The 10,850-nt window shown below is 39.8% G+C and carries 11 protein-coding genes; all 11 read right to left on the bottom strand.

What is annotated here, in order from left to right:
* Window positions 1-391: 391 nt before the first annotated feature.
* The 11 genes from lysS to ftsH all read right to left on the bottom strand — a co-directional run bounded on the left by lysS (window position 392) and on the right by ftsH (window position 10,784).
* The gene (gene lysS, locus ACFQRG_RS17690) at window positions 392-1,882 is read right to left on the bottom strand and encodes a lysine--tRNA ligase (protein ID WP_380968557.1); all 1,491 of its coding nucleotides are present in this window, start codon (window positions 1,880-1,882) and stop codon (window positions 392-394) included.
* Between the two features lie 225 nt (window positions 1,883-2,107).
* The gene (gene dusB, locus ACFQRG_RS17685; RefSeq protein ID WP_380968555.1) at window positions 2,108-3,094 is read right to left on the bottom strand and encodes a tRNA dihydrouridine synthase DusB; all 987 of its coding nucleotides are present in this window, start codon (window positions 3,092-3,094) and stop codon (window positions 2,108-2,110) included.
* A gap of 12 nt (window positions 3,095-3,106) precedes the next feature.
* Window positions 3,107-3,316 (bottom strand): helix-turn-helix domain-containing protein, encoded by a 210-nt coding sequence (locus ACFQRG_RS17680; RefSeq protein ID WP_380968552.1) that lies wholly within the window; start codon window positions 3,314-3,316, stop codon window positions 3,107-3,109.
* Window positions 3,268-3,801 (bottom strand): 2-amino-4-hydroxy-6-hydroxymethyldihydropteridine diphosphokinase, encoded by a 534-nt coding sequence (gene folK / locus ACFQRG_RS17675; protein ID WP_380968549.1) that lies wholly within the window; start codon window positions 3,799-3,801, stop codon window positions 3,268-3,270. Before folK ends, ACFQRG_RS17680 begins: the two co-directional genes overlap by 49 nt.
* A gap of 2 nt (window positions 3,802-3,803) precedes the next feature.
* On the bottom strand, window positions 3,804-4,163 hold the full coding sequence (folB, locus tag ACFQRG_RS17670) for a dihydroneopterin aldolase (RefSeq protein WP_380968547.1): 360 nt from the start codon (window positions 4,161-4,163) through the stop codon (window positions 3,804-3,806).
* Window positions 4,156-5,007, bottom strand: a complete 852-nt coding sequence (folP, locus tag ACFQRG_RS17665) for a dihydropteroate synthase (RefSeq protein WP_380968545.1) — start codon at window positions 5,005-5,007, stop codon at window positions 4,156-4,158. Before folP ends, folB begins: the two co-directional genes overlap by 8 nt.
* Before the next feature lie 107 nt (window positions 5,008-5,114).
* Window positions 5,115-5,699 (bottom strand): anthranilate synthase component II, encoded by a 585-nt coding sequence (locus ACFQRG_RS17660; RefSeq protein WP_380968543.1) that lies wholly within the window; start codon window positions 5,697-5,699, stop codon window positions 5,115-5,117.
* A gap of 205 nt (window positions 5,700-5,904) precedes the next feature.
* The gene (gene cysK, locus ACFQRG_RS17655; protein ID WP_380968541.1) at window positions 5,905-6,825 is read right to left on the bottom strand and encodes a cysteine synthase A; all 921 of its coding nucleotides are present in this window, start codon (window positions 6,823-6,825) and stop codon (window positions 5,905-5,907) included.
* A gap of 95 nt (window positions 6,826-6,920) precedes the next feature.
* Entirely contained in the window at window positions 6,921-7,799 is an 879-nt protein-coding gene (hslO, locus tag ACFQRG_RS17650; protein WP_380968539.1) for an Hsp33 family molecular chaperone HslO, read from the bottom strand.
* 24 nt (window positions 7,800-7,823) lie between these two features.
* Window positions 7,824-8,591: a type III pantothenate kinase gene (locus ACFQRG_RS17645; protein WP_380968537.1), complete on the bottom strand. Its 768-nt coding sequence runs from the start codon at window positions 8,589-8,591 to the stop codon at window positions 7,824-7,826.
* A gap of 255 nt (window positions 8,592-8,846) precedes the next feature.
* Complete coding sequence (gene ftsH / locus ACFQRG_RS17640; protein WP_380968535.1) at window positions 8,847-10,784, bottom strand: ATP-dependent zinc metalloprotease FtsH; 1,938 nt, start codon at window positions 10,782-10,784, stop codon at window positions 8,847-8,849.
* Window positions 10,785-10,850: the final 66 nt, after the last annotated feature.

The following is a 10,850-nucleotide window of genomic DNA, read 5'->3' as shown; positions in this document are numbered from 1 at the left end:
GCGAACATCCTTATTAAAGCTGTTAAACAGCTGTACTTTCAATCGTTATGATCCTTAGCTTTTATTGAAAAGTTGCCCTTTCAATCACGCTTGGCTTTTGTTTAGTTTTCAAGGTACAATCTCTTAACTCTTTAAGTCAGTCGCTCAACAGCGACCTTCTTATTATATCAAGTTGCGAACAACTTGTCAACAACTTTTTTCATGGCGCCTTTGTTTCTTTCAAAAGCGACGCTATTAATAGTAACACAGTAGATTCATAACGTCAATACTTTTTTGGTCTATTTTGTGAAGACCACTTTAGAATCGACAAGATTTATAATACCACCTGTTTCGTTTATAGTCAATAACTTTTTTAAAAAAGAGAGAGCAGCTGCAGGGCTGCTCTCTTTTACTAATCTTTTTTGCGCATTTGCGGGAACAATAGCACATCTCTTATTGATGGTGAATTCGTTAATAACATGACAAGCCGATCCACGCCAATGCCTAATCCGCCAGTAGGCGGCATACCATACTCAAGCGCTTCTAAAAAGTCTTCATCCATCATATGGGCTTCATCATTGCCTTCAGCCCTTTCCTTTACTTGAGCTTCAAAGCGTTCTCTTTGGTCAATTGGATCATTAAGCTCACTAAAGGCATTTGCATGCTCGCGTCCGACAATAAATAATTCGAATCGGTCAGTAAAGCGCGGATCTTCAGGGTTCTTTTTAGCCAATGGAGAAATAGCTACAGGATGCCCGTAAACAAATGTAGGCTGAATCAGGGTATGTTCAACTTTTTGTTCGAAAAATTCATTGACGACATGACCGAAACTCATATTGCTTTTTACATCAACACCGTGCTGATGAGCCAATTCACGCGCTTCTCCATCCGTCATTTCTCTCCAAAAATCAACACCTGTTTGCTCTTTTACAGCATCGACCATATGAATTCTCTTCCATTCAGGTTTTAAATCTATTTCATGGTCACCGTAAGTAATTTTTGTTGTTCCTAATACTTTGTCAGCAATATAAGATACCAAATTCTCAGTCAATGACATAATATCATGAAAGTCGGCATAAGCTTCATATAGCTCTAACATTGTAAACTCAGGATTATGGCGTGTAGATACGCCTTCATTTCTAAACACCCGTCCGATCTCATAAACCTTTTCAAGTCCGCCTACAATTAATCGTTTAAGATGGAGTTCGATAGCAATACGCATATAAAGCGGAATATCCAAGGCATTATGGTGCGTAATAAACGGCCGTGCTGCTGCACCGCCCGGGATGTTATGCATCATTGGCGTTTCAACTTCTAAATACCCTTGTTCATCTAAGTACTGGCGCATATACCGTAAAATTTTACTTCTTGTAACAAAGGTGTTCTTCACTTCAGGGTTCATAATGAGGTCAACATAACGCTGACGGTAACGCTGTTCAACATCTTTTAGACCGTGAAACTTATCTGGTAATGGACGCATCGATTTAGTCAGCAGCTTAAAATCGGATACTTTAATAGACAACTCGCCGACCTTAGTTTTAAAAATATCACCTTTGACTCCGACAATATCGCCAATATCAATTGAATTAAACAATTCATATTGTTCTTCTCCAACCATATCTTTACGAACATAAATTTGAATCTGTGCTGTTAAATCCTGAATATGTGCAAACCCTGCTTTTCCCTTACCGCGCTTTGTCATTATCCGTCCAGCTAAGGTAACAGAAATATCTTTTTCCGCAAGTTCCTCTTTTGTAAATTGTTCATAAGACTCAACTATTTGCCTGGCAGTATGAGAACGTTCAAACCGTTCACCAAATGGATTAACGTGATTTTCCAGGAGTGTATTTAGTTTTTCTCTTCTTGATCGAAGCAAATCATTTAATTCAACATCCTGACTCATAATAGCAACTCCTTGTCCCGGTCATATGTATAGACCTATTATTAAAAAATTTATATTGATATAAATTGTCAGTGCTGAGTAGTGCTATAGTTCTTAAATAAAACTTTAAATAGCAATCATTATGATTAGTAAAAGACTGCCAGTGTCTCACCGGCAGTCTTGTATCTAGGTCGAATTATAGTTAAGCAGATAATTAATGTCAACCTAAAGCACAGATGATTTAACTTAAGATGCTTGTTCAACCGTTAATTTTTCGACAAAGCCGTACAAAATTTCTTTAAGTTCGTCCGCTTTCTCACAAACATTGACCTTTTTGCGTACGTTATTACCGCCGCGTATTCCTTTTAAATACCATGCCGCATGCTTACGCATTTCTTTTACCGCAATATTCTCGCCCTTTAACTTAATTAATCGGTCGAGATGTAAGCAACAAACATCAATTTTTTCCTTTGGATCCGGATCAGGAGCAAGAACGCCGGTTTCTAAATACTGAACCGTCCGGTAAAGCATCCAAGGATTTCCTAATGCGCCTCTTCCAATCATGACGCCGTCAACACCTGTGGTATCAAGCATACGCTTGGCATCTTCAGGCGTTAAGACATCACCGTTGCCAATAACGGGTATATTTACGGCTTGTTTGACTTCTTTTATAATTTCCCAGTCAGCAGTACCTTCATACATTTGAACCCTTGTACGGCCATGTAACGCAACTGCTTGAGCACCTGCACTTTCAACAGCTTGGGCGTTTCTTACCGCATAAATATGGTCATCATCCCAGCCTTTTCTCATTTTAACCGTTACAGGTTTGTCAACGTTTTCTACCACAGCTGAAACCATTTCATAAATTTTATCAGGATCAAGAAGCCATCTTGCTCCCGCATCACACTTTGTGATTTTCGGTACAGGACAGCCCATATTAATATCGATAATATCTGCATTTGTATATTGATCAACGTATTTTGCCGCTTCTACAAGCGTTTCCTTTGATCCGCCAAAAATTTGAAGACTTAACGGTTTTTCTCTTTCGTCAACATATAGCATTTGCAGCGATTTTTCATTTTGGCTGATAATGCCGCGATCAGCGACCATCTCGGCGCAAACAAGCCCTGCGCCAAATTCTTTAGCAATTAAACGAAAGGCAGGATTGCACACACCTGCCATCGGTGCTAAAACCACTTGATTTTTCAATTCAATTGGCCCGATTTTCAACATCTTATCACCCCTTTAATCTCTAATTTCCATAAATTCATCAATTGATACACCCAGAGTATCGGAGATCTTCTTGATGAGTTCATCAGCCGGCAGACGGTTGCCTCTTTCAATTTCACCTAAAATAGAAAGAGAAATATTAAGTTCTTTTGCTAAGTCTGCCTGGGTGTACCCTTTCAGTTTTCGAAAAGCCCGAATTCTCCTTCCCCATTGTTCGGTCTCCATAAGCGCACTCCTTCTTCACTTTTCAGATTCTCATATAATTGTTCGATGGATTTATTCATGTGAGGGACGGTTAATTCTGCATTAATCTCTTTTAAAGGGGTTAATACAAAAAGTCGTTTAGAAAGTTCAGGATGTGGCACTTTTAAATTTTCCATCTTAATATTTTCTCTATTATATAACAATATGTCAAGATCAATAGTCCTTGGCCCCCAATGAATATCTCTTTTTCTTCCAAGCGAGTATTCAATCGTTTGACATACTTTGAGCAATTCTTCAGGGGAGAGACTTGTACGAACTTCAATTGCCATATTTAAAAATTCATTTTGCTCAACAGGACCGTACGGCTCAGTTTCATAAATAGAAGAACAGGAAGTAATGTCTATGCCAGGATTATCATCCAGCTTTTTTAAGGCCTGATACAAATAACCATGCCGATCCCCCATATTAGAACCAAGTCCTATATACGCAACTGATGCTTCTTCCATGGTCATCGGCTCCTTGTCAACTCAATAGCAACAGAGTCGTAATAACCCGGAATAGGCGGATCCGGTTTGGTCACTTTTATATGACAGCACTGGATAATTTGGAAAGATGACAGCAGGGCGGAAGAAATATCTTCGGCTACGCTCTCCACTAATTTTTTTGGAGGGCCTTCAACAATCTTTTTCGTGATATCATAAATTTCTTGATAATTGATCGTATGGTCAAGATCATCGTTCTTGCCCGCATCTTTTAGATCACATTCTAAAATGACATCTACAAAAAAACGCTGGCCTAATTTATTTTCTTCACTGAAAACCCCGTGATAACCGTAAAAAGCCATTTTATTTACATATATCTTATCCAATTGGTTCACCTTCCATAAGCATTGTATCCATCATTTTAGCCATTTGCGCTATTGATTTAACGTCATGAACCCTAACAATTTGGCAGCCCTTAGTTATGCCTAAGCATACCGTAGCCCCCGTTCCCTCCATCCGGTCCTTAACGTTCGTCCCCAGCGCTTTACCAATGAATCTTTTTCTTGATGTTCCAAGGAGTAATGGATAACCTAAACTATGAAAGGTCTCAAGGTTATTCATAACCTTTAAATTGTCATGGTAAGTCTTTGCAAAACCGATACCAGGATCAAGTATAATTTTGTCATCGGACAGACCGGCCTTTTTTACTAAGTCAACACTTTCTGTCAAATCGATTTTCATATCTGTTAAAAGATCATGGTAATCTTTATTCTCTCTGTTGTGCATAAGCACAATCGGGCAATTATACTGAGCAGCAACATAAGGCATGTCAGGGTCTTTCTTGGCTCCCCAAACATCATTAATAATATCTGCGCCGGCGTCCAGCGCTTGTCTTGCAGCTTCTGCCTTATACGTGTCAACGGAAATAGGAATATCAGAAACTTGTCGTATAGCCTTAATGGCCGGTATGATTCTTTCCAGCTCAATATCAAGGGGCGTATAATCGCCCCCTGGCCGGGTAGATTCTCCCCCAATATCAATAATATCCGCCCCGTCTCGAATCATCTCCAGAGCATGCGTTACAGCAATGTCGATGCGATTATAACGGCCGCCGTCTGAGAAAGAGTCAGGCGTAACATTTAAAATACCCATAATCGTCGTTTTCTTATTAAGATCAAGTGTTTGCCCGCGAATAATTAATTGATGATTGCGCTGCTTCATTGCTAACATTTATTTTTCACCGCCTGGCAGGATTTCTTGTACATACTCCATAACAATTTGGCAAAAATTGTTGTAACGTTTCATGTAAAACTAATAAATATGTTTATAAAAACACCTTATGAGTGCACTGTATTAGCGTAATATTGTAAAAATCGCTGTAAAATATTAATACCATTTCGGGTCATAACCGACTCAGGATGAAATTGAACCCCTTCTATTGGCAATGTTTTGTGACGGATAGCCATGATATCTCCTTCAGAAGTCCTTGCTGAGACCTTGAACTCTTTTGGCAATGACGCTTTATCAACGATTAATGAATGATATCTCATGACTTCTAAATTTGCGTCTAAACCTTCAAATATTGTTTCCCCGTCATGTGTTATGACTGACGTTTTTCCATGCATTAACTGATTGGCTCGTACAACCCGGCCGCCGAAGGCCTGAGCAATGGCTTGATGACCCAAACAAACACCCAGTATAGGCACACTGCCGGAGAATTGACGGATAACTTCGAGGCTAATTCCTGCTTCATTTGGCGTGCACGGACCAGGTGAAATAACAATATAATCCGGATTCAAGTTTTTTATTTGTTCTATAGTAATTTCATCATTTCTAAAAACCTTGATATCCTCCATCAGCTCGCCAAAATATTGAACCAGGTTATAAGTGAATGAATCATAATTATCAATCATTACAATCATTTTCTTCTCCTCCTCAACTCTGCTCTTCTCTTCTTTACTCAACTTTTTTCCAAAAAGGATTTTCTTTCAATTACGTTTACATATAGCCTAAACCGGATGATGATAACCGTCAATATTTTATTGAAACTTTAGTATAAAAAAAATCAGGTTGTCGAAAATCAATCGGCAACCTGACTCTAAAAGTCTCCAATTATGTTATGATGTTTTATTCATCAAATTGATATAACGGTGTACTTAAATATCTTTCTCCGTTACTTGGAAGGACAACAAGAACTTTCTTTCCTTGACCAAGCTGCTTCGCGACTTGAATACCGGCATATATTGCTGCTCCTGAAGAGATCCCTCCGAGTACACCTTCTTTTTTCGCTGCCAGACGAGCATATTCAAAAGCCTGCTCTGTAGATACAGTGATGACTTGATCATAAATATGTGTATTTAATGTGTCTGGAATAAATCCTGCCCCTAATCCTTGAAGTTTATGAGGTCCGGGTTCATGACCGGAAAGAATAGCAGAATCCTCGGGTTCAACGGCAAAAAGTTTTATATTTGAATAATTTTCTTTTAAAACTTCACCTGCACCTGAAATTGTTCCGCCCGTACCGATACCGGCAACAAACGCATCCAACTGGTCACCCATTTGTTCAACAATTTCTCTGCCTGTCGTGAGCCGGTGTACTTCAGGATTCGCCATATTTTTGAATTGCTGAGGCATAAAATAACCTTTTGCCTCAACTAACTCTTCAGCTTTGGCAATGGCAGCTTTCATTCCGCCGGGACCAGGGGTAAGAATCAATTCCGCTCCATATGCTCTGAGTAAATTCCGTCTTTCCATACTCATTGTCTCAGGCATAACAAGAATGGCTCTGTAGCCTTTGGCTGCGCAAACCATAGCAAGGCCGATACCGGTATTGCCGCTTGTAGGCTCAATAATTGTATCTCCCGGCTTGATTTTACCTTCCTTTTCAGCTGCTTCAATCATTGCTTTAGCTATACGGTCTTTTACACTGCTTCCAGGGTTCATATACTCAAGCTTTGCATATAAATCCGCATCATTTTCACCTGTTAATCTTCCAAGTTTGACTAAAGGTGTTTGACCAATCAAATCTGTAATTGAATTAGCAATCATACCGTTTCCCCTCTCGCTTTATTAAATCCGAGTAAATAAGTTTGTTTTGTTGGGATTATCTTAACAAATCTTATAACTTTCTGTCAATAATAAATCTAATCAATGGCTCGATAAATCTCCTTCAAATCATCCTCAGAGAAGCGGTATATTTCCCGGCAAAAGTGGCAAGAAGCTTCAGCCCCATGATCTTCTTCGATCATTGCCTTTATTTCTTCCTTGCCTAAACCTATTAAAGCATTTTCAATTTTTTGTTTAGAACATTGACATTCAAACCGTACCGGCATTTTATCAATAACCTTATAATGACCCTCTCCAAATAAAGTACTGAGCAAATCTTCCGGGGTTTGCCCCATTTCGATCAATTTAGAGATCGGCGGTATTTCTGATAACCTTTTCTCAATTTCATCAATAAGTTCTTCAGCTGCTCCCGGTAAAATTTGAATCAGAAACCCGCCCGAAGCTTTAATACTGTTATCAGGATTAACCAAAACACCTACACCTACAGCAGAAGGAATTTGTTCTGAACGGGCAAAATAATAAGTAAAATCATCGCCAATTTCACCTGAAGCAATCGGCACTCTGCCTGTAAAATTTTCTTTTAAACCCAAGTCCTTAACCACGCTTAGAAAGCCATTGGTGCCCACTGCTCTTGCTACATCCAGCTTTCCATACTTATTCAATTCAAAATGAACTTGAGGATTAGTCACATAACCTCTCGTTTCACCTTTTGCATTTGAATCAACGATGATGGCGCCAATAGGACCGCCGCCTTCAATAGTTACCGTTATCCGATCTTCACCTTTAAGCTGTGCTCCCATCATCGTTGCTGCCGTCATCGATCTGCCAAGCGCGGCGGAAGCAGTCGGCCATGTTTGATGACGGCGCTGCGCTTCGTTAACCATGTCAGTTGTTAGAATCGTTTGCACCCTTACCTGACCATCAAAGGCAAGCGCTTTTATTAAGTAATCAGACACTGCTTTTGTCCCCCTTTAACTGTGCTAATGTTTATTCCGTTTATAGATAAGGTACAAACCCTTTAAGGTAAGAAACGGATCAATATGATCAATGACATTCGTTTCTCCGCCAATCAATGCTGAAAGGCCGCCGGTTGCAATAACAACAGGTTCCTTTTTCGCTTGTTGTTTCATTCTGGCAACAATACCTTCAACTTGTCCAACATAACCATAAACAATACCGGATTGCATAGCATTTACCGTATTCCTGCCAACTATATGCGGTGGTTTTGTAATTTCAATTCTTGGCAGCTTAGAGGCATGACTATAAAGTGCCTCAGTTGAAACGTTTACTCCAGGCGCGATTGCCCCGCCAATGTAATTGCTCTGTTCGTCAATGTAGCAATAGGTTGTTGCTGTGCCAAAATCAATAATAATCAGAGGCGCCTGATAATAGTGTATGCCTGCAACGGCATTTACAATACGGTCTGCACCAACTTCTTTTGGATTATCGTATTTTAAATTCAATCCTGTTTTAATTCCCGGCCCAACGACAATCGGCTTTTGTTGAAAATATTTTTCGCACATACGCTCCAATGAAAACATAATTGAAGGAACAACAGAAGAAATGATTATCCCGCTGATTTTCTCAAAGCTTAAATCAGCATCTAAGAAAAGATCTTTAATGACCATCGCAAATTCATCTTCTGTTTTTTCACGATTTGTAGCAATCCGCCAATGATGAATGAGTTCATCGCCTTTATAAACACCCAACACTATATTCGTATTACCAACATCACATACAAAAATCATTTTTAATCACCATACTATGTATATTGTTTAAAACGCTTTTATCTTACCATAAAGAAAACTTGCCCGATTAGCAAGCCTAAAAGCACAGATAGAGAAGCTGCGGCTTGAAAATACTTCTTTTTTGCTTTGCGACGAGAGGTCAGGGTTGCTTCAATGAATAAGACCGCCCCAAATACTTTCAACCTTTATTATATTTTAATTTAATGAAAGTGTAAAAAAAGGATGCCTCCTAATTTGAGACATCCAAAAAATCAATTATTCGTCAATTTTATTATCTTCATCTGACTTTTTATCTTCATGTTCTTCTTTTTTATTGATATTCACTTTAACATCGTTATCTTCTGATGCATATTTATTTTTGTTTGCTTCGATCAGTTCACCGCGGTCGTACAGCGCACGAATCTGGTCGGCTTCAAGCGTTTCGACATCAAGAAGCGTCTTTGCTATTAGTTCAAGTTTATCTTGATCTTTCGTCAAGATTTTCTTACAACGTTCGTAGCATTCTTTAATAATGCGCTGCACTTCCATATCAATTTCGTAAGCAATCGCATCACTGTAATTAGGTTCATTTTGAATATCACGGCCTAAAAATACCTGACCGCTTTCACTTTGGCCAAATTGCATTGGTCCGAGCTTCTTACTCATACCAAATTCAGTAACCATTTTCCGGGCTAAGCCGGTTGCTCTTTGGAAGTCATTACTTGCACCGGTACTTACTTCACCAAAAGTAATTTCCTCGGCTACACGTCCGCCGAGTAAGCCGGTAATCTTCTCAAGCAGTTCCGGTTCAGTCATAAAGTAACGATCTTCCTTAGGAAGCGTTACAGCATAGCCGCCCGCTTGACCACGGGGAACAACCGTAACCTTGTGAACAGTTTCAGCACTCGTTAAGTTAAGTCCAATAATCGTATGGCCTGACTCATGGTAAGCAACAATATTTCTTTCCTTTTGGGAAATCACGCGGGATTTCTTTGCCGGTCCGGCAATAACACGTTCTACCGCTTCATCTATATCTTCCATATCGATTTGCTTTTTATCACTTCTCGCAGCAACAAGCGCTGCTTCATTAAGCAAATTCTCGAGATCCGCACCAGAGAACCCCGGTGTCAGTCTGGCAACTGTTTTGATATCAATTTCTTTAGCCAAAGGCTTGTTCCTGGCATGGACACGCAGAACAGCTTCACGGCCTTTAAGGTCAGGGCGCCCAACAGGAATTTGTCTATCGAAACGGCCGGGACGTAAGAGCGCAGGATCCAAAATATCCGGACGGTTAGTAGCAGCAATAATGATTATGCCTTCATTAACGCCGAATCCATCCATTTCAACAAGGAGCTGGTTCAATGTTTGTTCGCGTTCATCATGACCGCCGCCCAGTCCGGCACCGCGTTGACGGCCGACAGCATCGATCTCATCAATAAAGATAATACATGGTGCATTTTTCTTCGCATTTTCAAATAGATCACGGACACGGGATGCGCCGACACCTACGAACATTTCAACAAAGTCTGAACCGCTTATAGAGAAAAACGGCACACCGGCTTCACCAGCCACGGCACGTGCAAGCAAGGTTTTACCAGTACCAGGAGGACCAACCAAAAGAACACCTTTTGGGATTCTTGCCCCCAAAGCCGAGAATTTCCTTGGATCTTTTAGGAATTCTACAACCTCAACGAGCTCCTGCTTTTCTTCATCCGCACCAGCTACATCCTTAAATGTTACCTTTTTCTTATCTTCTGAGTATAATCTGGCTTTACTCTTACCGAAATTCATCACGCGGCCGCCGCCGCCTTGAGCCTGATTAATTAAAACAAAAAACAGAATAAAGATGATAGCAAACGGGATCATGGTAGTAAGAAAGTTTATCCATCCGCTGGTTTGCTCCTGAGGTTTAAAATGAACATCAGTTTGTTTTGCTTCGTCTCTAATTTGGTCAACTGCTTTTTCATTAAATGGCACATATGTTTTAAAAGTTGTATCTTTAGCGTAATTTTTTAATTGGCCTTGAGCAACATATACACTGCCTTCAGGCTGTAAAGTCAGCGATTTAACATCACCTTTTGTTAAGTGCTGTTGAAAATCACTGTAACTCATGGAGCGAACTTCTTGGTTTGAGCCTGTAAAGAAGCTCACAATTCCGATTATAACTAAAAATATGAGCAAATATATGATGGTATTTCTAAATATTCGACTCATCCCTTACCTCCTCCCGCAATAAAAGGAAACCATATTTTATAGTACCATACTCATTTTAAATGTCAC

Origin of the sequence: Scopulibacillus cellulosilyticus (genome assembly GCF_042665295.1) — a bacterium.
In the GTDB taxonomy this organism is placed as follows: domain Bacteria; phylum Bacillota; class Bacilli; order Bacillales; family Sporolactobacillaceae; genus Scopulibacillus_A; species Scopulibacillus_A cellulosilyticus.
The sequence above is the reverse complement of the archived record's forward strand: the minus strand, read 5'-3'. Positions and strand labels throughout refer to the sequence as shown.

Coding starts and splice junctions, on each gene's coding strand:
- lysS (WP_380968557.1), bottom strand. CDS start 1,882: ATGAGTCAGGATGTTGAATTAAATGATTTGCTTCGATCAAGAAGAGAA.
- dusB (WP_380968555.1), bottom strand. CDS start 3,094: ATGTTGAAAATCGGGCCAATTGAATTGAAAAATCAAGTGGTTTTAGCA.
- ACFQRG_RS17680 (WP_380968552.1), bottom strand. CDS start 3,316: ATGGAGACCGAACAATGGGGAAGGAGAATTCGGGCTTTTCGAAAACTG.
- folK (WP_380968549.1), bottom strand. CDS start 3,801: ATGGAAGAAGCATCAGTTGCGTATATAGGACTTGGTTCTAATATGGGG.
- folP (WP_380968545.1), bottom strand. CDS start 5,007: ATGTTAGCAATGAAGCAGCGCAATCATCAATTAATTATTCGCGGGCAA.
- ACFQRG_RS17660 (WP_380968543.1), bottom strand. CDS start 5,699: ATGATTGTAATGATTGATAATTATGATTCATTCACTTATAACCTGGTT.
- cysK (WP_380968541.1), bottom strand. CDS start 6,825: ATGATTGCTAATTCAATTACAGATTTGATTGGTCAAACACCTTTAGTC.
- ACFQRG_RS17645 (WP_380968537.1), bottom strand. CDS start 8,591: ATGATTTTTGTATGTGATGTTGGTAATACGAATATAGTGTTGGGTGTT.
- ftsH (WP_380968535.1), bottom strand. CDS start 10,784: ATGAGTCGAATATTTAGAAATACCATCATATATTTGCTCATATTTTTA.